This window comes from Burkholderia sp. HI2500, assembly GCF_002223055.1.
Lineage (GTDB): Bacteria > Pseudomonadota > Gammaproteobacteria > Burkholderiales > Burkholderiaceae > Burkholderia.
Genome location: NZ_NKFL01000006.1, coordinates 3,119,178 through 3,138,626, shown reverse-complemented (window position 1 = coordinate 3,138,626; position 19,449 = coordinate 3,119,178). Strand labels below are relative to the sequence as shown.

General features: G+C 66.3%; 18 protein-coding genes. 9 read left to right on the top strand and 9 right to left on the bottom strand.

Annotation, left to right across the window (positions count from 1 at the left end; all coding sequences use genetic code 11):
• Positions 1-13 precede the first annotated feature (13 nt).
• The 4 genes from CFB45_RS31935 to CFB45_RS31920 are packed head-to-tail and all read left to right on the top strand — an operon-like array spanning position 14 to position 2,722.
• A complete protein-coding gene (locus CFB45_RS31935) occupies positions 14-463 on the top strand; it encodes a tellurite resistance TerB family protein (protein ID WP_089428973.1) in 450 nt (149 codons plus the stop codon).
• 11 nt (positions 464-474) lie between these two features.
• Positions 475-1,506: a TerC/Alx family metal homeostasis membrane protein gene (locus tag CFB45_RS31930; protein WP_089428972.1), complete on the top strand. Its 1,032-nt coding sequence runs from the start codon at positions 475-477 to the stop codon at positions 1,504-1,506.
• A gap of 29 nt (positions 1,507-1,535) precedes the next feature.
• The gene (locus tag CFB45_RS31925) at positions 1,536-2,111 is read left to right on the top strand and encodes a TerD family protein (protein ID WP_089428971.1); all 576 of its coding nucleotides are present in this window, start codon (positions 1,536-1,538) and stop codon (positions 2,109-2,111) included.
• A gap of 32 nt (positions 2,112-2,143) precedes the next feature.
• Positions 2,144-2,722, top strand: coding sequence for a TerD family protein (locus CFB45_RS31920; protein WP_089428970.1), 579 nt, complete (start codon positions 2,144-2,146; stop codon positions 2,720-2,722).
• Positions 2,723-2,840: 118 nt separating this feature from the next.
• On the opposite strand, the gene CFB45_RS31915 is transcribed toward CFB45_RS31920, so the two are convergent.
• Positions 2,841-4,385 (bottom strand): methyl-accepting chemotaxis protein, encoded by a 1,545-nt coding sequence (locus tag CFB45_RS31915; RefSeq protein WP_089428969.1) that lies wholly within the window; start codon positions 4,383-4,385, stop codon positions 2,841-2,843.
• A 414-nt stretch (positions 4,386-4,799) separates the two neighbouring features.
• A complete protein-coding gene (locus tag CFB45_RS31910; protein ID WP_089428968.1) occupies positions 4,800-6,344 on the bottom strand; it encodes a methyl-accepting chemotaxis protein in 1,545 nt (514 codons plus the stop codon).
• A 324-nt stretch (positions 6,345-6,668) separates the two neighbouring features.
• On the opposite strand from CFB45_RS31910, the gene CFB45_RS31905 reads away from it, so the two are divergent.
• The 3 genes from CFB45_RS31905 to CFB45_RS31895 all read left to right on the top strand — a co-directional run bounded on the left by CFB45_RS31905 (position 6,669) and on the right by CFB45_RS31895 (position 8,693).
• The gene (locus CFB45_RS31905) at positions 6,669-7,526 is read left to right on the top strand and encodes a class I SAM-dependent methyltransferase (RefSeq protein WP_089428967.1); all 858 of its coding nucleotides are present in this window, start codon (positions 6,669-6,671) and stop codon (positions 7,524-7,526) included.
• Complete coding sequence (locus tag CFB45_RS31900) at positions 7,523-8,083, top strand: GNAT family N-acetyltransferase (RefSeq protein WP_089428966.1); 561 nt, start codon at positions 7,523-7,525, stop codon at positions 8,081-8,083. Before CFB45_RS31905 ends, CFB45_RS31900 begins: the two co-directional genes overlap by 4 nt.
• A 109-nt stretch (positions 8,084-8,192) precedes the next feature.
• On the top strand, positions 8,193-8,693 hold the full coding sequence (locus CFB45_RS31895) for a DUF523 domain-containing protein (protein ID WP_373558429.1): 501 nt from the start codon (positions 8,193-8,195) through the stop codon (positions 8,691-8,693).
• 92 nt (positions 8,694-8,785) lie between these two features.
• Here CFB45_RS31895 and pcaF read toward each other — a convergent pair whose 3' ends face one another.
• On the bottom strand, positions 8,786-9,988 hold the full coding sequence (pcaF, locus tag CFB45_RS31890; protein WP_071331902.1) for a 3-oxoadipyl-CoA thiolase: 1,203 nt from the start codon (positions 9,986-9,988) through the stop codon (positions 8,786-8,788).
• Between the two features lie 228 nt (positions 9,989-10,216).
• Between pcaF and CFB45_RS31885 the strand changes: the two genes are divergently transcribed.
• Positions 10,217-11,005: an IclR family transcriptional regulator gene (locus CFB45_RS31885; RefSeq protein WP_039367952.1), complete on the top strand. Its 789-nt coding sequence runs from the start codon at positions 10,217-10,219 to the stop codon at positions 11,003-11,005.
• Positions 11,006-11,389: 384 nt separating this feature from the next.
• Here CFB45_RS31885 and CFB45_RS31880 read toward each other — a convergent pair whose 3' ends face one another.
• Entirely contained in the window at positions 11,390-12,505 is a 1,116-nt protein-coding gene (locus tag CFB45_RS31880) for a succinylglutamate desuccinylase/aspartoacylase family protein (protein WP_089428964.1), read from the bottom strand.
• Positions 12,506-12,565: 60 nt separating this feature from the next.
• Positions 12,566-13,339, bottom strand: coding sequence for a transporter substrate-binding domain-containing protein (locus CFB45_RS31875; protein WP_089428963.1), 774 nt, complete (start codon positions 13,337-13,339; stop codon positions 12,566-12,568).
• Positions 13,340-13,474: 135 nt separating this feature from the next.
• Here CFB45_RS31875 and CFB45_RS31870 point away from each other — a divergent pair, with 135 nt between their 5' ends.
• Positions 13,475-14,395: a LysR family transcriptional regulator gene (locus CFB45_RS31870; protein ID WP_089428962.1), complete on the top strand. Its 921-nt coding sequence runs from the start codon at positions 13,475-13,477 to the stop codon at positions 14,393-14,395.
• Between the two features lie 46 nt (positions 14,396-14,441).
• Here CFB45_RS31870 and CFB45_RS31865 read toward each other — a convergent pair whose 3' ends face one another.
• The 4 genes from CFB45_RS31865 to CFB45_RS31850 form a co-directional block, all read right to left on the bottom strand.
• Complete coding sequence (locus CFB45_RS31865; protein WP_089428961.1) at positions 14,442-15,773, bottom strand: MFS transporter; 1,332 nt, start codon at positions 15,771-15,773, stop codon at positions 14,442-14,444.
• A 55-nt stretch (positions 15,774-15,828) separates the two neighbouring features.
• Positions 15,829-17,019, bottom strand: coding sequence for a M20 aminoacylase family protein (locus CFB45_RS31860; protein ID WP_089428960.1), 1,191 nt, complete (start codon positions 17,017-17,019; stop codon positions 15,829-15,831).
• A 166-nt stretch (positions 17,020-17,185) separates the two neighbouring features.
• Positions 17,186-18,118 (bottom strand): amidohydrolase family protein, encoded by a 933-nt coding sequence (locus tag CFB45_RS31855; RefSeq protein ID WP_089428959.1) that lies wholly within the window; start codon positions 18,116-18,118, stop codon positions 17,186-17,188.
• Positions 18,119-18,120: 2 nt separating this feature from the next.
• Complete coding sequence (locus CFB45_RS31850) at positions 18,121-19,443, bottom strand: MFS transporter (RefSeq protein ID WP_089428958.1); 1,323 nt, start codon at positions 19,441-19,443, stop codon at positions 18,121-18,123.
• Between the last annotated feature and the right edge of the window lie 6 nt (positions 19,444-19,449).

Sequence of the window (19,449 nt, the reverse complement as noted above, 5' to 3'; positions counted from 1 at the left end):
TGAGGGGAAACACATGCTCGACTGGCTGAAAACCAACGCGGCCAAAGCCCGCGAAACCTTGACCATCGAAGTCGCCAAATTCAAGAACCGGACGTTCATGGAGGCGACCGCCAATGCTTGCGCGCTGATCTCCGCCGCGGATGGCGAGATCAAATCCGAAGAGAAGCTGAAGATGGTCGGCTTCATCAACAATTCCCCGGAATTGAAGGTCTTCAACCTGAGCGACGTGATCGCGGTGTTCAACGACGCCTGCGGCAAGTTCGAATTCGATTTCCAGATCGGCCAGGCCGAGGCGCTGAAGGCCATCGGCAAGATCAAGGGCAAGGACGGCGAAGCACGCTTGCTGGTGCGTGTGGCCTGTGCCATTGGCGCATCCGACGGTCATTTCGACGACAAGGAAAAAGCAGCTTGCCGCCTGATTTGCCTCGAGCTCGGCTTGAACCCGGTTGACTTCGAACTGTAGGAAACCGAAACGTGGAAACGACACACATTGGCTTCCCGCCGTTGACCATGGCGGTATTCATCGGCCTGGCGCTGGCCGCCCTGGTGCTGGACATGGTGACCCACCGCGACGACAAGCCGATCACCCTCGCCCGGGCGTCCATCTGGTCGGTATTCTGGGTGGCCATCTCCGTTGCATTCGCCGGCTTCCTGTACGTGCAGCACGGCGCGGAAGTGGCCAGCCTGTTCCTGACCGGTTATGCGCTGGAGAAGGTCCTCTCCGTCGACAACCTGTTCGTCTTCATGGCGATCTTCGCGTGGTTCAAGGTCCCGGACGGCATGCGTCACCGCATCCTGCACTGGGGCATCATCGGGGCCATCGTGTTCCGCGGTGTCTTTGTCGTCATCGGTACCGGCCTGCTGGCATTCGGCCCATGGGTCGAGATCGCCTTCGCGCTGATCGTGGCGTGGACCGCCGTCATGATGCTCAAGGGCGGTGACGACGATGACGAGGCGAAGGACTACTCGCAGCATCTTGCTTGCCGCTTCGCGAAAAAGCTCTTCCCCGTATGGCCCAGGCTGCACGGCCACAAATTTTTCGTGAGCCGCAAGCAGCTCGAGGCGGAAGCACGGACGGCCGAGCGGGACATGAGCCTGGCGGCCAAAGGCGGCCTGTTCGCTACGCCGCTGTTCCTCTGCCTGGTCGTGATCGAAGTGTCCGACGTCCTGTTCGCGTTCGACTCGGTCCCCGCGGTCATCGCAGTCAGCCGTGAACCGCTGATCGTCTACTCGGCGATGCTGTTCGCCATTCTTGGCCTTCGCACGCTGTATTTCGTGCTGGAAGCGCTGAAGCGCTACGTGGTGCATCTGGAAAAGGCCGTGGTCGTCTTGCTGTTCTTCATCGCGGCGAAGCTGGGCTTGAACGCGACCGACCATCTGTTCCACCACGGTATCAGCATCTCCCCGAACACCAGCCTGCTCATCGTCATGGCGGTCCTGGCAATCGGAATCCTGGCCAGCGTGATCTTCCCGAACAAGGAAGACGCGCAAGCCGAAAATCAGTAACCCGTCACAACCCAAAGGAGCTGTTTTTCATGGCACTGACTCTTCAAAAAGGCGGCAACCTCTCCCTGTCCAAAGCCGACCCGAGCCTGACCCGAATCCTGGTTGGCCTGGGCTGGGACCCGCGCGCGACCGATGGCGCCGAGTTCGATCTGGACGCCAGCGCGTTCCTGCTGGGGGCCAACGGCAAAGTCCGCGGTGAAGCCGACTTCATCTTCTACAACCAGTTGCGCAGCCAGGACGGCTCCGTCGAGCATACCGGCGACAACCGCACCGGCGCGGGCGACGGCGACGACGAAGTCATCAAGGTCGACCTGAGCCGCGTTCCGGCCGACATCGACAAGATCGCCTTCACGGTCACCATCCACGACGCGGAAGCGCGCAAGCAGAACTTCGGCCAGGTCAGCAATTCGTTCATCCGCGTCGTGAACGAGACCTCCGGTGCCGAGGTGGTCCGCTACGACCTGGCGGAAGACGCCTCCACCGAAACCGCGATGATCTTCGCGGAGTTGTACCGCAGCAGCGGCGAGTGGAAATTCCGCGCCGTTGGCCAAGGCTACGCCGGCGGCCTGCGTGCCCTGGCCAACGGCTACGGCATGAACTTCTGAACGGTCTCCTCACCTGAACAAGGAATCACACCATGGCTGTCAGTCTGTCCAAAGGCGGTAACGTCTCCCTGTCGAAAGAGGCCCCGGGCCTGAGCGAAATCGTCGTCGGCCTGGGCTGGGACCCGCGCGTCACCGACGGCACCGAGTTCGACCTCGACGCCTCGATCTTCGTCACCGGTGAAAACGGCAAAGTCCTGAGCGACGCCAGCTTCATCTTCTACAACAACAAGAAGTCCGCCGACGGTTCCATCGAGCACCTGGGCGACAACCGTTCCGGCCAGGGCGACGGCGACGACGAGCAGGTCAACGTGAAGCTGGCCGGTCTGGCGGCCGACGTGAAGAAGCTGGTCTTCGCCGTCACGATTCACGACGCAGAAGCCCGCAAGCAGTCGTTCGGTCAAGTCAGCAACGCCTATATCCGCGTCGTCAACAAGGCCGACAGCAAGGAAATCGCCCGCTACGACCTGTCCGAAGACGCATCCACCGAAACCGCCATGATCTTCGGCGAGCTGTATCGCCACAACGACGAGTTCAAGTTCAAGGCGATCGGACAAGGTTTCACGGGTGGCCTGAAGCCTCTGGCAGAAGCTCACGGGGTGAGCATCGGTTAATCCGAAAGGCTGGAAAATCTCCAGCCTGGCCGATCGCGCCGTTCAGTTCGTCACTGAACGGCGCGATCCACGCATGAGGCCGGTCGACATGCGTGAAGGCCAACGAGGCACGCCACGCTCACCGGAACACGTTCACCGCCTCCACCAGCCGCGACGCCTGCTGCTTCAGGCTCTCCGACGCCGCCGTGCTCTGCTCGACCAGCGCCGCGTTCTGCTGCGTGATGTTGTCCAGGTGCACGACCGCCTGGTCGACCTGCGCAACCCCCGTGCTCTGCTCCGCCGTCGATGAGCTGATCTCCGCGATCAGGTCCGACACGCGCTTCACCTGCGTGACGATGTCCTCCATCGTCTTGCCAGCGCCATCGACGATCCGTGCGCCCGATTCGACGCGCTCGACGCTCGCGCCGATCAGCGTCTTGATCTCCTTCGCCGCGTTCGCGCTGCGCTGCGCGAGTGCCCGCACCTCGCCCGCAACCACCGCGAAACCACGCCCCTGATCGCCGGCCCGCGCCGCCTCCACCGCCGCGTTCAGCGCAAGGATGTTGGTCTGGAACGCGATGCCGTCGATTACGCCGATGATGTCCGAGATCTTGCGCGAGCTGGCCGTGATGTCGTTCATCGTCGTGACGACCTCGCTCACCGCCTGCCCGCCGCGCCCCGCCGCTTCGCTCGCGGACACCGACAACTGGTTCGCCTGCAGCGCCGTCTCCGCATTGCTCGACACGGTCGCCGTCATCTCGGCCATCGACGCGGCCGTCTGCTGCACGCTCGTCGACGCCTGCTCGGTGCGCGCGCTCAGGTCGTTGTTGCCCTGCGCGATCTCGTTGCTCGCACGCTGCACGTTCAGCACCTGCTCGCTGACGTCGTCGACGAGCCAGCGGAACATCAGCCCGAGCTGGTTGATCGTGCGCAGCGTCATGCCGATCTCGTCGACCCGGTTCATCCGCACGCCGCGGCGGCTTTCGCCGGTCGCCACGCGCAGCGCCTCGTCGCGCAACTGCATGAGCGGGCGCGCAATCTGCGCATCGAGCCACAGCCCCGCAGCAGCCGCAGCGCCGGCCGTCACCGCCGCGAACGCGGCGAGCCCGCCGCCGGCCAGCCCGCACGCCCAGCCGCCGGCCACCACGACCGGCGCGAGCACGCACAGCGACGCATGGAGCCGCGCACGCACCGACATCGTCTGGAACAGCGACGTGAAGCCGGCCACGCCCTTGCGGACGATCAGCCCCTTGTGAAAATGCCGGTTGCCGGCTTGCCCTTCGCGGAATGCCTTGTAGAGCGCCTCCGCGGCCGCGATCTCGTCGCGCGTCGCCTTCGTGCGCACCGACATGTAGCCCTTCGGCTCGCCGTTGCGCATCACCGGAATCGCATTCGCGCGCACCCAGTAGTGATCGCCGTTCTTGCGGCGGTTCTTCACGAGCGCGGTCCACGGCTCGCCGCCCTTGAGCGTCGCCCACATGTCGGCGAACGCCTCCTTCGGCATGTCCGGATGCCGCACGACGTTGTGCGGCTGGCCTTCGATCTCTTCGGGGGAAAATCCGCTGACCTGGATGAAGGCCGCGTTCGCGTAGGTGATGTAGCTGTTCGCGTCGGTGGTCGACATCAGCGTCGCGTCATCGGGAAAATCGAATTCGCGTTGCGTGACGGGCTGGTTGTTGCGCATGGTGTGGAGCTCCGGGTAACGGATCTTGCGTCCGCTTGTCGATTGATTCGAGACCCGCGCATTGCGGTCTGTCCGCATGCACGTTGGTCTTACCCCTGCGCTTTCGGCAAATCCCACGAAAACATTATGGTGTATTCGGGTAAATATGCATTAGAAATACATGATCTTGTTTTTACCGAACAATTTGTTTATGGATAAAACCAAACACCACGCCAGGCAAGGGTTAGACGGGTATTCGTCTGATCATTCAACGCCATTTACTCGATCGCGCTTCAATGTATCAACATGAAATCTTGAATATGAATATTCGTCGAACAGCGCATTTTTGATTGGCTAAAAAAATCCTGACGCGCATTGCGCACGCCAATCATGCTGCATTGATTTGGCGCGCACATCACGTGCGCGCCCCCACGCTCACCGGAACACGTTCACCGCATCCACCAGCCGCGTCGCCTGCTGCTTCAGGCTCTCCGACGCCGCCGTGCTCTGCTCGACCAGCGCCGCGTTCTGCTGCGTGATGTTGTCCAGGTGCACCACCGCCTGGTCCACCTGCGACACACCCGTGCTCTGCTCGGCCGTCGACGAGCTGATCTCCGCGATCAGGTCCGACACGCGCTTCACCTGCGCGACGATGTCCTCCATCGTCTTGCCGGCCTCGTCCACGCGCCGCGCGCCCGATTCGACGCGCTCGACGCTCGCGCCGATCAGCGTCTTGATCTCCTTCGCCGCATTCGCGCTGCGCTGCGCGAGTGCCCGCACCTCACCGGCGACCACCGCGAAGCCGCGCCCCTGCTCTCCCGCGCGTGCCGCTTCCACGGCCGCGTTCAGCGCAAGGATGTTGGTCTGGAACGCGATGCCGTCGATCACGCCGATGATGTCGGCAATCTTGCGCGAGCTGGCCGTGATGTCGCTCATCGTCGTGACGACCTCGCCCACCGCCTGTCCGCCGCGCCCCGCTGCCTCGCTCGCCGACATCGCGAGCCGGTTCGCCTGCAGCGCGGTCTCCGCGTTGCTGTCGACGGTCGCCGTCATCTCGGCCATCGACGCGGCCGTCTCCTGCACGCTCGACGCCGCCTGCTCGGTGCGCGCGCTCAGGTCGTTGTTGCCCTGCGCGATCTCGTTGCTCGCGCGCTGCACGTTGTGCACCTGCTCGCTGACGTCGTCGACGAGCCAGCGGAACATCAGCCCGAGCTGGTTGATCGTGCGCAGCGTCATGCCGATCTCGTCGACCCGGTTCATCCGCACGCCGCGGCGGCTTTCGCCGGTCGCGACGTTCAGCGCCTGGTCGTGCAGCCGCTTCAGCGGACGCACGATCTGCGTATCGAGCCACAGGCCGGCCGCCGCCGCCACGCCGACCGTCACGCCGGCAAACGCCGCGAGCCCGCCGCCCGCCAGCCCGCATGCCCAGCCCGCGCCAACGACCGCCGGCGCGAGCACGCACAGCGCCGAGTGCACGCGCGCGCGCACCGACATCGTCTGCGACAGCGACGCGATGCGCATCAGCCCCGTACGGATCACCAGCCCCTTGTGGAACCGGCGCTGGCCGGCCTTGCCTTCGCGGAACGCGCGATACAACGCGTCGGCGGCCTCGGATTCGTCGTGCGGCGCCTTCGTCCGCACCGACATGTAGCCTTGCGGCTCGCCGTTTCGCATCACCGGAATCGCGTTCGCACGCACCCAGTAGTGGTCGCCGTTCTTGCGGCGGTTCTTCACCAGCGCGGTCCATGGCTCGCCGCGCCTGAGCGTCGCCCACATGTCGGCAAACGCTTCGCGCGGCATGTCCGGGTGGCGCACCGCGTTGTGCGGCTGGCCGACGAGTTCCTCGTTCGTGAAGCCGCTCACCTGCGCGAACGTCGTGTTGGCGTAGGTGATGATGCTGTCTGCGTCGGTCGTCGACATCAGCGTGACGTCGTCGGGAAAATCGAATTCCTGTTGGGTAACGGGCTGGTTATTGCGCATGCAAGGCTCCGAAAAGCGGATCTGACGTCCGCGTCGCGCTGACTTCACGCTCAGTAGCCGAAAAACGGTTTATCGCTTTACGACGGTCTTCATCTTACTGTCGGCATATTGGGGAAAAACCTTACCCTTTGATCGCATAAAATATTCAATTCGGCGGACGCCATGATTTCGATCAAATAATCCGGCAATATTCGCTGCGCGTGTTCATCCGCCTGTCACGCCGCACCGCCCAGCCAGGCCGCGCGGCATGCCAACGCCGTCGGCCGTTGCACGCGGCGAAACGATTCCGTCTATCCTGTCCCATTCAATCGGTATTCGAATTCGATGAAAAAGGCATTGCACGAACTGAATCGGCTGTCCTGGAATACGGCGACAGTCGCGCATAACAGTCATAAAGGCGATCAGGCCGCATTTTTTCGCGCGGGCGGCTCGACGCTCTTCCCGGAAGAACGCGAACTGCTCGGCGACGTCAGCGGGGTGCGGCTCCTGCATCTGCAGTGCAACGCGGGGCAGGACACGCTGAGCCTCGTGCGCGACGGCGCGGACGCGACGGGCGTCGACATCTCCGACGAAGCGATCGCCTTCGCACGGCAACTGTCGGCCGACGCGGGCCTGCCCGCGCGCTTCGAGCGCGCCGACGTGCTCGACTGGATGCCCGAGGCCGCCGCGCGCGGCGAGCGCTTCGAGCGCGTGTTCACGTCGTACGGCGCGATCTGCTGGCTGTCCGACCTGAACGCGTGGGCCCGCGGGATCGCCGCGCTGCTCGCGCCCGGCGGCCGTTTCGCGATGGTCGAGTTCCATCCGTTCGCGCTGTATTTCGACGAACACTGGACGCCGCACTACGACTATTTCAAAGGCGATGCGACCGAGGAGCCGGCAGGTGTCGGCGATTACGTTGCCGCATCCGGCACGGGGCTCGGCGCGCAGCACGACCATCCGGGCGTCGTCGATTTCGCGAACCCGCATCCGAGCTACGAGTTCATGTGGGGCATCGGCGATGTCGTGAACGCGCTCGTATCGGCAGGGCTCGCGATCGACCGCCTGACCGAATATCCGTACGCGAACGGCTGGAAGGGTTTCGACGACATGCGCGAGCTGGACGGCCGCCGGATGGTGCCGCCCGATCACATGCCGCGCCTGCCGCTGATGTATGCGATCGCCGCGCATCGGGAGGCCGCATGACGCGCCGCACCGCCGCCGAACGCGACGCCCTGTCCACCCGCCTGCTCACGCGCGACGACGTGCCGCTCGTGTGGACCATCGACCGGCGCGAGATCATCCAGCACCTGTACGTGCTGCGCGACGGCACGCTGCATCTCGTTCCCGACTTTTATGACGTCGCGGGCTGGCCCGACGGCGAAGCCGACCACTACACGCCGATCCTGCTCGACTGCCACGATCGCGGCGGCTGGTGCGTCGGCATGTTCGACGGCGCGCGGCTCGTCGCGGCGGTCATCGTCGACAGCCAGCCGCTCGGCCCGCACGGCGACATGCTGCAGTTGAAGTTCCTGCACGTGAGCCACGACTGGCGCGGCTGCGGGCTCGGCGAGCAGCTTTACCGCGCGGCCCGCGAGCAGGCGCGCGCGATGGGCGCTGCGCGCCTGTATGTGTCCGCGACGCCGTCGCAGAACACGATCGACTTCTACCTGCGGCTCGGCTTCACGGTCAGCGCGTCGCCCGACCCGGCGCTGTACGCGCTCGAGCCGGAAGACATTCACCTGGAAGGACCGACGGCCTGACGCACCGGCGCGCGGGTGAAGCGTGGAATTTCCCGCTTTGCCACGGCCGCTATCGGCTAGCGCCGCATCACGGAGAGCGAAATTGCAGAACGAAGCGCAGCCGCAAGCCATGCCGAGGATCCTCGTCAGCATGTGCGTGATCGGTCATCCGGTCCGTTACAACGGCTCGGCCAAGACCGCCGCGCACGAGGCGCTCGAACGGTGGCAGCGCGAAGGGCGTCTCGTGCCCGTCTGCCCCGAACTGGCCGGCGGCTTCAGCGTGCCGCGCCCGCCCGCCGAAATCGCCCACGGCGAATCGGGGCAGCGGGTGCTGGCTGGCGCCGCGCGCATCGTCGACGTGAACGGCACCGACGTGACGGCGCCGTTCGTGTCCGGCGCGCACACCGCGCTGGCCCTCGCGCGCACGCACGATTGCCGCTTCGCGATCCTCGCGGACGGCAGTCCGTCGTGCGGCAGCACGTTCATTTATGACGGGAGTTTCGAGAACCGGCGGCACGCGGGCGCCGGTGTCACGGCGGCGTTGCTGCGCGAGCATGGCGTCGAAGTGTTCGCGGACACCGAGATCGACGCGCTCGATGCGCGCCTCAAGCAGTTGTCGCAGGCCGGTTAACGACGATGCGCGGCACGAGAATCCTCGTGCCGCGCATCGATTCGGATAGCGCGAAGCGGCGCGTGCGCTGCCGCTTCGCCGTGTGGCGCAGGTCAGACGCGCTCGATCGCGATCGCGATGCCCTGGCCGACGCCGATGCACATCGTGCACAGCGCAAAGCGGCCGTTCGTGCGATGCAGCTGATACATCGCGGTCGTCACGAGACGCGCGCCCGACGCGCCAAGCGGATGGCCCAGTGCGATCGCGCCGCCGTTCGGGTTCACGCGCGGATCGTCGTCGGCCACGCCGAGCATGCGCAGCACCGCGAGACCTTGCGACGCGAACGCCTCGTTCAGCTCGATCACGTCGAACTGGTCGATCGTCATCCCGAGCCGGGCGAGCAGCTTCTGCGTGGCCGGCGCGGGGCCGATGCCCATCACGCGCGGCGCGACGCCGGCCGTCGCGATCCCCAGCACGCGTGCGCGCGGCGTCAGGCCGAAGCGCTTCGCGGTTTCCTCGTTCGCGAGCAGCAGTGCAGCGGCGCCGTCATTGACGCCCGACGCATTGCCGGCCGTCACCGAGCCGTCCGGGCGCACGACGCCCTTCAGCTTCGCCAGCGTTTCGAGCGACGTCTCGCGCGGATGCTCGTCGCGCGATACGACCAGCGGATCGCCCTTCTTCTGCGCAATCGTGACCGCGACGATTTCCTCGGCCAGCGTGCCGTCCTGCTGCGCGCGCGCGGCCTTCTGCTGGCTGCGCAGCGCGAACAGGTCCTGGTCGGCGCGGCTAATGTTGTAGTCGACCGCGACGTTCTCGGCCGTCTCCGGCATCGAATCGACGCCGTGCAGCTGTTTCATCAGCGGATTGACGAAGCGCCAGCCGATCGTCGTATCGTAGATGTCGGCCTGGCGCGCGAACGCGCTCGCGGCCTTGCCCATCACGAACGGCGCGCGCGTCATGCTCTCGACGCCGCCCGCGACCATCAGCGCGGCCTCGCCGGACTTGATCGCACGCGCGGCCACGCCGACCGCATCCATCCCGGAACCGCACAGGCGGTTGATCGTCGAACCGGGCACGCCCTGCGGCAGCCCTGCGAGCAGCGCCGACATGCGCGCGACGTTGCGGTTGTCCTCGCCGGCCTGGTTCGCGCAGCCGTAGATCACGTCGTCGATCGCCGTCCAGTCGACGTCACGGTTGCGCTCGACGAGCGCCTTGAGCGGCACCGCGCCCAGATCGTCGGCGCGCACGCCGGACAGTGCACCACCGTAACGCCCGATCGGCGTACGGATCGCATCACACAGAAAAGCTTCGGTCATCAGTGTCTCCGGTCCCAGGACAGGCTGGGGGAATGAACAGGGCGCGCCCCTTGCATTGCCCGTCGGGATGCGCTTAAATGTTCTATATACGAACATAAGATCGTGTATCGAACGTTCAACGCATCATAGGGAGTGCGGGGACGACCTGTCAAGCGCGCGGTCCGCCGCGCGGTTGGCGTGTCAGGCCCCATGCGCTATCTTCTCGGCTGCACGATATTCCAGGCGCTCATGACAACCGAAGACACTCAGACGAAACCCGGCGACTCCTATGTCCAGTCGTTCGCGCGCGGCCTCGCAGTGATCCGCGCATTCGACGCGGCCCGTCCGGAGCAGACGCTCACCGAGGTCGCCTCGGCCACCGGGCTCACGCGCGCGGGCGCGCGCCGGATCCTGCTCACGCTGCAGACGCTCGGCTACGTCGAGGCCGACGGCCGGCTGTTCCGGCTCACGCCGAAGATCCTCGAGCTCGGCTTCGCGTACCTCACGTCGATGCCGTTCTGGAATCTCGCCGATCCCGTGATGGAACAGCTGTCCGCGCAGATCCACGAAAGCTGCTCGGCGGCCGTGCTCGACCGCACCGAGATCGTCTACGTGCTGCGCGTGCCGACCCGCAAGATCATGACGATCAACCTGTCGATCGGCAGCCGGTTGCCCGCGTACTGCACGTCGATGGGCCGCGTGCTGCTGTCCGCGCTCGACGACGCCGAGCTCGACGAGACGCTCGCGCAAAGCGGCATCCGCGCGCATACGCCGCGCACGATCACCGACCTCGGCGAACTGAAGGCGGCGATCGCGCAGGTGCGCCAGCAAGGCTGGGCGGTGGTCGACCAGGAACTCGAAGTGGGCCTGATGTCGTTGTCCGCGCCGATCCGCAACCGGCGTGGGCAGATCATCGCGGCGATGAACATCAGCGGCAACGCGCAGCGGCATACCGCGAAGCAGATGGTGAAGGAGTTTCTCGGGCCGCTGCAGCAGGCCGCGCAGACGGTGTCGGAGCTGGTGGCGCGGCGGGGGTGAGGCCTGGTCGTCCTTGACCGACGGCAGCCGCACATAGGCCGACCACGGCAGCGTGAAGCACTGCGCCAGTTCGTCGAGTCACCTCGGGCGTACCAGTGCCGGGGAAGATTAGCCAGACACTGTCTGGCTAATTGACATCGCTGCCGAACAGCACGCGCGCTCGTCTACGACCTGTTTCACGACCTTCGCCACAGTGCGTTGCCGTAGACGCACCGCAAAAAAAACGGGCAGCCCTTGGCTGCCCGTATCAACTCCACTTGGTTACAACGTTCTTCTCACGGAACACGGAGCGAACTCCGCGCCGCACAATTTAGTGACGCACGGAAACGCGGTCAATTTGACAAGAACGAAATCGCGTCGCACACGGGTAGAACACCGCGCCGCTCATGCGCCGAGCAACATCCCCTTGCGCACCGGCACCGTGCCCGTCACGCGGCCGAGCGGCGCACCCGCCGTGACGAACCGAATCGCGCGGCGCATGTAGAACACGCCATCGGTCCCGCTCGAAATCGTCGTGATCGCGTCCGTCAGCGGATCGACGATGTCGAACAGCGGATCGCCGGCGCGGATCGTCGCGCCGATCGCCGCGCGGTGCACGAGTATCCCGCTCACCGGCGCATGGAACTGCTCGCTGCCGGCCAGCGGCGTGGCCGGCGCGGCGAGCGGCGGTAGCGGCTTGCGTTCGCCCTGCACCGCGCCGCGCCAGACGAGATAGTCGACGAGCGCATCGGCATCGCGTTCCGCATAGTCGTACGTCACGTCGCGCTGGCCGCGGCACTCGACCGTCACGGCCACGGTGCCGGCCGCCATCGGCGTGCCCGCCGGCAAGTGCTGCCGCAATTGCGACCACAGCAGGTGATGCGCATCGTCGAACGCGTGCCCGCCCGAATCCTCGGCGAGCAGCGACACCTCCGAGCCGAGATAACGCGCGAGCGGCTCGACTTCCGGCCATGCGGTCTCGCTCGTGTACACATGCATCACCGCTTCGAGCGAACAATGCAGGTCGATCACCACATCGGCGTCGAGCGACAGCTTCAGCAGCGCGAGCTGCAGCGCATCGAACTCCGTGCGCGGCACGATCTCGTCGAGCGCCACGCCGACGCATTCGCGCACGATCGCGCGATTGCGCTCGCCGTCGTCGCCGAGCCGGTCGCGCGCATGCGCGGCGATCTCCGCGAGCGGCAGGAAGCCGCGATTGAAGTTGCGGCCGCTCGCGAGATCGAAACGGCCGATGAACTGCCCGAGCAGATGATGATTGAGGCCGACCGGGTTCGCCACCGGCACGAGCACGATCTCGGCCGCGAGCCGGCCTTCGGCATCGAGCTGCGCGAGACGCTGCTTCAGTACGAACGCCGCGAGCATCGCGGGCGTCTCGTCCGCGTGCAGCGCGGCCTGCAGGTAGATCTTGCGGCCGGTGTCGGCCGGCCCGAAATGAAAGCTCGTCAGCGTGCGCTGCGTGCCGATCGACGGCGACAGGAGCGGCGTGGTGCGAATCTGCATCGATGGTCTCGAACGAAATGAAAACGAAGAAGCCGGTGAAACGTCGAGGTGGCTCGGCGCTCAGTCGCCGTACGGGTTGAAGTCGAAATACTTCTTCGCGATCCGGTCGTACGTGCCGTCCTTCAGCATCGACGCGATCGCGCCGTCGATCGACGCTTTGAGCGCCGTATCCGACTGCCGCATGCCGATGCCGACGCCGCGATCGCCCAGGTCGAGCGGTGCGCCGACGAACGCGAAGCCCTTGCCCTTCGGCGTGCGCAGGAAGCCGTAGTCGGCTTCCACGGTGCCGAGCAACGCCGCGTCGAGGCGGCCGTTGACGAGATCGGCGAACACGTCGTCCTGGCTCTTGTACGGCATCACGCTGACACCGGCCGGCGCCCAGTGCGCGAGCGCCCACGATTCGAACTGCGTGCCCGACTGCACGCCGACGCGCTTGCCCGCAAGCGATGCGGTCGTGCTGTCGACGCCGCTGCCGGGCCGCGCGACGAGCCGCGACTTGAAGCGGAACAGCTTCGACGAGAACAGGATCTGCTTCTCGCGCTTCTCGGTGATCGCCATCGACGACAGGATCGCGTCGATCTTGCGCGCCTGCAGCGCGGGAATCATCCCGGAGAATTCAAGCTCGACCCACTGGCAGCGCAACTGCGCGCGGCGGCAGATCTCGTTGCCGAGATCGACGTCGAAGCCCTTCAGGCTGCCGTCAGGCGCCTTCGAATCCATCGGCGGATAGGTCGGATCGATGCCGAGGCGCACGGGGCGCGCATCGAGTGCGTGCGCGGAACCAGCCGCGAGCGCAAGGCATAGGGAAACGAGCGGCAGGAAGGGACGTTTCATGGTCGACGAAGGCGGGACGATGGGCAAACGGCGTGAGCCGGACTGCCTGCGATCGTAGTGCGCACGCGCCGCCGGCGGAATCGCCCACTGCCTTATCATGATCACTTTTCCCGATCACCGGCCCCGCGCTTGCCCATGGCGTTCACGCTCTCCCAGCTCCGCATCTTCCAGGCCGTCGTCGAGCACGGCAGCCTGCGCGCGGCCGCACGCGCGCTCGATCTCGCGCAGAGCGGCGTCACGCAGCAGCTGCAGAGCCTCGAGGCGACGCTCGGCGCGACGCTGTTCACGCGCACCAATCGCGGGATCGTGCCGACGGCCGTCGGCCAGCGGCTGCTCGCGCGCTCCGGGTCGATCCTCGGCGAATGCGAGCAGGTCGAGCGGGAAATCCGGCAACTGAGCGGCGCGTACGAAGGCACCGTCACGCTCGGCCTCGTGGCCGAACCGCTGATCGATGCGTTCGCGCCGGTGCTGAGCGCGTTCCGTGCGCGCTTCGACAAGGTCGACGTGCACCTGCGCACCGGCACGTCGCGGATGATGATCGGCTGGCTGCGGGAAAGCGCAGTCGATTTCGCGATCGCGCTGGTCGCGAAGCAGACCGACACGACCGATCTCGCGGTCACGCCGCTGCGTGCTTCCGCGCCGGTGGTCGTGTGCCGCAACGGGCATCCGGCGATGCATGCGCAATCGCTGGCCGAACTGGCCGACTACGCATGGGTGTCGACGCGCTCGCCGAACCTGAGCGCGGACCCCGTCGTCAACCGGCTGCTCGCGTACTTCGACGTGCATGGCCTGCCGCCGCCGAAGATCCTCGCCACCGTCGAAGGGATGTTCGAGACGCTGCAGCTCGTCACGCAGACCGATTGCCTGTCGCTCGAAACCGAAGCCGTGACGCGGCACGGGCCGTTCGCCGGTGCGCTCGCGAAAGTGCCCGTGCGCGAGCAGGCCGAATCGCAGGACATCTGCCTGCTGCAGCGCGCGGCCGTGCCGCTGACGCCGGCCGCGCAGGAACTCGCGACGATGCTCGCGTCGTACCTGAGGGTGGTGCGCGGGCGGTAAGCGCGTATTGCCGCCGGCCGCCCGTCGTGCCGCGCTGCGCCGCGTGTCAGTCGATCGAATCCCGCGCCGTCTCGCGCAGCATCGCCACCGCGATCAACGACAGCACCACGCATGCGGCCACGTAACCGGCCGGCGCGAGCTTGCTGCCGGTCGTCTTCACGAGCCAGGTCGCGATCAACTGCGCGGTGCCGCCGAAGATCGTCACCGCGAGCGCATACGCGATCGAGATGCCGGTCGCGCGCACGTGGCGCGGCAACGACTCGCACATCAGCGCCATTTCCGACGCCGAGCCGAGCGAATAGAACAGCAGCATCAGCGCGGTCAGCGGCAGGATCACCGACAGCGTCGGGTGATGGTTCATCAGCCAGAACGCCGGGAACAGCAAGGCGACCAGCACGCCGCGGCCGACGAAGATCGGCAGGCGCCGGCTGCCGAGCCTGTCCGACAGCCAGCCGAACAGCGGGCACGTGACCAGCATCACGCAGCCCGATGCGACGCCGACGAACATCGACAGCTTCATCGGCAGGCCGAGCGTGTGGATCGCGTAGGTCGGCATGTAGAACGTCAGGATGTAGGTCGACACCGTGCCGCCCATCACCGTGAGCATCAGCAGCACCACCGTGCGCGTGTGCTTCGAGAACAGCTCGTGAAGCACGCCGCGTTCGATGCCGTGATGGCGGTCGCCGGGCGCATCGTCGGCGAGCCGGCGGCGCAAGAACATCCCGACCGGCGCGATCAGCACGCCGACGAGAAACGGCAAGCGCCAGCCCCAGCCTTCCAGCGCATCCTTCGTCATCGTGTTCGACAGCAGCGCCGCGAAGCCCGAGCCCATCAGCGCGGCGCCACCCTGCGTCGCGAGCTGCCAGCTCGCGCGGAACGCACGGCGCGACGTGCCGCCCTGTTCGAGCAGCGTCGACGTCGCCGCGCCGAATTCGCCGCCCTGCGAGAAGCCCTGCATCAGCCGCGCGAACACGACCAGCAGCGGCGCGGCCACGCCGACCTGCGCATACGTCGGCGCGATCGCGATCAGGCCCGTGCCGAGCGCCATCAACATGATCGTCAGGTTCAGCGCGGCCTTGCGTCCCTTGCGGTCCGCGTATACGCCGAGCACGACGCTGCCGAGCGGCCGCGTGAAGAAGCCGGCGGCGAACGTCGCGACCGACAGCAGCAGCGACGTGGTCGGGTCGCTCGACGGGAAGAACAGCTTGCCGATCAGCACCGCGAAGAAGCCGTACACGGTGAAATCGAAGAATTCCAGCCAGTTGCCGATCACGGCCGCGGCGATCGCACCGCGCCGCGTGACGGCCGGTGCGCCGGGCGCGCCGGCTTCGGCCACGCCCGTCGACGCGGGGTGCAGCGCGAGATGGTCTTTCTGCATCGCTATCCTCTCCTGTCAATGCGCCGGAAGCGCCGGCCGCGCGCCGTCGCCGCGATCACTGCCCCAGGTAACGCTCCACGAGACGCGTCCAGTACGCCGCGCCGATCGGCAGGTTGCGATCGTTGAAGTCGTATTTCGGGTTGTGCACCATGCAGCCGTCCTCGCCTTCGCCGTTGCCGAGCCGCACGAACGAGCCCGGCCGCTGCTGCAGCATGAACGCGAAATCCTCGCTGCCCATCAGCAGGTCGGTCTGCTCGACCACGTGCGCGTCGCCGACGAGTTCGCGCGCGACCTGCGCGGCAAAATCCGTTTCGGCATCCGTATTGACGACGACCGGATAGCCTTCGATGTATTCGACGTGCGCGGTTGCGCCGTAGCTCGCGGCCTGCGTTTCGGCCAGCTCGGTGATGCGGCGCTTGAGCAGCGCGCGCACGTCGGGGCTGAACGAGCGCACGCTGAGTTCGAGACGCGCGCCGTTCGGGATCACGTTGTTCGCGGTGCCCGCGTGCATCGAGCCGACCGTGACGACCGCCGGCTGCGACGGATCGACGTTGCGCGCGACGATCGTCTGCAGCGCCATCACGATGCTCGCCGCGACGACGACCGGGTCGACCGTCAGGTGCGGCCGTGCCGCGTGGCCGCCGACGCCTTCGATCGTGATGATCGCCTTGTCGCCGGCCGACATGAATGGACCGCGCCGCGTCAGGAACACGCCGGGCGCCGCGCCCGGATGGTTGTGCATGCCGAACACCGCGTCGCACGGGAAGCGCTCGAACAGGCCATCGTCGATCATCTTCTTCGCGCCGCTGTCGACGCCATGCTCTTCCGCCGGCTGGAAATACAGGTGCACGGTGCCGGAGAAGTTGCGGGTCTTCGCGAGGTGCTGCGCGGCGCCGAGCAGCATCGTCGTGTGGCCGTCGTGGCCGCATGCGTGCATCTTGCCGTGCGTGCCGCTCGCGTAGGGCAGCCCCGTCGCCTCGATGATCGGCAGCGCGTCCATGTCGGCGCGAATGCCGATGCTGCGCGTGCCGTCGCCCACGCGCAGCGTGCCGACCACGCCCGTCTTGCCGACCCCGCGCGTCACCTGCCAGCCCCACTGCTCGAGCTTCTCGGCGACGAGCACGGCCGTGTCGTGCTCCTCGTACGCGAGTTCGGGGTGGTGATGGATGTGGTGACGGATCTCGCGCAACCCGCCGGCGGCGGGCATCAGATCCTCGACTTCGGTGAATCGGGTATCGGTGGGCATCAAGGGGCTCCTGCTGTTTGTCTGCGCACGCAACGGGTGCGTGCGGGAAAGCGAGCCACTATAGCGAGCCGATATCGGTTCAATAAGATGCGGAATTTTTCACCGCGATAAGGTTTTTTAATCAGGGTTAGTGCTGATTCCCCGGTTTGGACACGCGGCTGTCGATCTAGGCAAATCCGTACAGCTTCGCCGGGTTCGTGACGAATATCCGCTGCTGCCAGTCCGCACGCCCGATCCAGCCCGCGATCACGTCCAGCAAGCCTGCATCGTCCGGCTTGTCCGACTTCTGCGTCGGGTGCGGCCAGTCGGAGCCCCACAGCATGCGCTCCGGCGCCATGTCGATCAGCGCCTTCGCGACCGGCGCGACGTCGTCGTAGGCAGGCGCGCCCGTCTTGCTGTCGACGTACGGCCCCGACAACGTGATCCACGTATGGCCCTTTTCGACGAGGCGTTGCGCGGCGCGAAACGCGTCCGACGACAGGCCGCCGGGCTGCGGCACATGCGCGATATGGTCGATCACGAGCGGACAAGGCAGCACCGCAAGATGACGCTCCAGCTCAGGCAGCCGCGCCCCCTGCACGACCAGCTCGATATGCCATCCGAGGTTCGCGATGCGCGCGGCGAGCGGCGCCAGCATGTCGAGCGTCGTCGCGCCCGGATAGCTCAGGTTGAACCGGATCGCACGGATGCCGCCACGATCGAATGCCAAAAGTTCGTCGTCGCTCACGGTGCCGTCGACGACGGCCACGCCGCGCGCGTCGTCGCCGAACTGCGCGAGCGCCGCCAGCGTGCAGCGATTGTCCGTCCCGTACGTCGACGGTGTCACGACCACGTTGCGCTTCACGCCGACGCGCGTCTGCACGCGCCGGTATTGCGCGACGGTCGCATTCGGCGGTCGCAGCGTCGTGCCCGGCGCGACCGGAAACCGGTCGTCGTAGATGTGCATGTGGCAGTCGATCGCCCCTTCGGGCAGCCGGAGCGCCGGCCGCTCGATGCCGCTCGACCACGTTTCGTCGGCCGCGGCCAGCCCCGGCAATGCAGCCGAAGCCAGCGTGGCGCCCGCAATCCTGAGGAATTCGCGTCTCGCGATGCGCGCCATGATCAGATGGTCTCCGTCTTGCCGACCAGCTTGCCCGCCGAATGATTGCGCGTGAGCAGCAGCAGCGTCGCGACGCTCGCGAGCGTGAGGATCGCGAGCGGCATCAACGCGAGCGCGTAGCTGCCGGTCGCCGCCTTCACCCACCCGTACACGTTCACCATCAGCCCGCCGCCAAGCAGGTTCGCGATCGCATTGACCGTCGCGAGCCCGGCCGCCACGGTGCTGTTGGACAGCATGTCGGTCGCCAGCGCCCAGAACGGGCCCTTGAACGAATACGCGCCGACCAGCACCGCGCAGAGCATGCAGACCGTCGGCAGCAGCGATCCGCTCAGCGACGTCGCGAACAGGCCCACGCCGATCAGCAGCATCGGCACGACCGTGTGCCAGCGCCGTTCGCCGACGCGGTCCGAGCGACGGCCCCAGTAGACCATCAGGACGGAGGCCACCGCGTAAGGCACCGAATTCAGCAGGCCGGTCTCCATGACGGTCAAGCCGAATGACTTCAGCAGCTGCGGCTGCCACACGGACAGCGTGCTGCCTGCCGCGGAAGCGCACGTGTCGACGAGCGCGAGGCACAGCACGTAGCGGTTGCGGAACAGCTGCGTGAGCGGCAGCGACGGCACTTTCTTGCGTGTCTTGTGACCGGCGGCCAGCGCGGTCGTGAGCCATGCGCGCTCGTCGTCGTCGAGCCACCTGGCGTCGTCCGGCTTGTTCGTCAGCACGAACAGGCACGCGACGCCGAGCAGCACGGTCGGAACGCCTTCGAGGATGAACAGCCAGTGCCATCCGCGCAGGCCCCAGACGCCGTCCATCTGCAACAGCAGCGCGGAGATCGGCGAGCCGATGAAGCTCGCGGCCGGAATCGCGACCATGAACGTCGCGACGATCCGCGCACGATACTGCGCGGGAATCCAGTAGGACAGATAAAGCAGCACGCCGGGGAAAAAGCCGGCCTCGGCCGCACCCAGCAGGAAACGCAGCACGTAGAACGTCGTCGCGTTGTGCACGAGCGCGGTCGCCGCCGACACGATGCCCCACGTGATCATGATCCGCGCGATCCAGATCCGCGCGCCGTATTTCTGCAGCGCGAGATTGCTCGGCACTTCGCAAAAGAAGTATGAAATGAAGAACAGGCTGCTGCCGAAACCGAAGACCTGCGCCGACATCCCGAGGTCATGGTTCATCTGCAACGACGCCATCCCGACGTTGCCCCGGTCGATGAAGGCAAGCAGGTAGCAGATCATCAAAAAGGGAATGAGTCGCCAGACGACCTTGCGTATGGTCCGGCGCTCGATCGCGGACGCTTCCATGAAACCGGTGTGCATGTTGTC

Bases quoted from the DNA above. Each gene is read 5' to 3' on its own strand.
- CFB45_RS31935 (WP_089428973.1), top strand. From the start codon at position 14: ATGCTCGACTGGCTGAAAACCAACGCGGCCAAAGCCCGCGAAACCTTG.
- CFB45_RS31925 (WP_089428971.1), top strand. From the start codon at position 1,536: ATGGCACTGACTCTTCAAAAAGGCGGCAACCTCTCCCTGTCCAAAGCC.
- CFB45_RS31920 (WP_089428970.1), top strand. From the start codon at position 2,144: ATGGCTGTCAGTCTGTCCAAAGGCGGTAACGTCTCCCTGTCGAAAGAG.
- CFB45_RS31915 (WP_089428969.1), bottom strand. From the start codon at position 4,385: ATGCGCAACAACCAGCCCGTCACGCAACGCGAATTCGATTTTCCCGAT.
- CFB45_RS31910 (WP_089428968.1), bottom strand. From the start codon at position 6,344: ATGCGCAATAACCAGCCCGTTACCCAACAGGAATTCGATTTTCCCGAC.
- CFB45_RS31905 (WP_089428967.1), top strand. From the start codon at position 6,669: ATGAAAAAGGCATTGCACGAACTGAATCGGCTGTCCTGGAATACGGCG.
- CFB45_RS31900 (WP_089428966.1), top strand. From the start codon at position 7,523: ATGACGCGCCGCACCGCCGCCGAACGCGACGCCCTGTCCACCCGCCTG.
- CFB45_RS31895 (WP_373558429.1), top strand. From the start codon at position 8,193: ATGCCGAGGATCCTCGTCAGCATGTGCGTGATCGGTCATCCGGTCCGT.
- pcaF (WP_071331902.1), bottom strand. From the start codon at position 9,988: ATGACCGAAGCTTTTCTGTGTGATGCGATCCGTACGCCGATCGGGCGT.
- CFB45_RS31885 (WP_039367952.1), top strand. From the start codon at position 10,217: ATGACAACCGAAGACACTCAGACGAAACCCGGCGACTCCTATGTCCAG.
- CFB45_RS31880 (WP_089428964.1), bottom strand. From the start codon at position 12,505: ATGCAGATTCGCACCACGCCGCTCCTGTCGCCGTCGATCGGCACGCAG.
- CFB45_RS31875 (WP_089428963.1), bottom strand. From the start codon at position 13,339: ATGAAACGTCCCTTCCTGCCGCTCGTTTCCCTATGCCTTGCGCTCGCG.
- CFB45_RS31870 (WP_089428962.1), top strand. From the start codon at position 13,475: ATGGCGTTCACGCTCTCCCAGCTCCGCATCTTCCAGGCCGTCGTCGAG.
- CFB45_RS31865 (WP_089428961.1), bottom strand. From the start codon at position 15,773: ATGCAGAAAGACCATCTCGCGCTGCACCCCGCGTCGACGGGCGTGGCC.
- CFB45_RS31860 (WP_089428960.1), bottom strand. From the start codon at position 17,019: ATGCCCACCGATACCCGATTCACCGAAGTCGAGGATCTGATGCCCGCC.
- CFB45_RS31855 (WP_089428959.1), bottom strand. From the start codon at position 18,118: ATGGCGCGCATCGCGAGACGCGAATTCCTCAGGATTGCGGGCGCCACG.
- CFB45_RS31850 (WP_089428958.1), bottom strand. From the start codon at position 19,443: ATGCACACCGGTTTCATGGAAGCGTCCGCGATCGAGCGCCGGACCATA.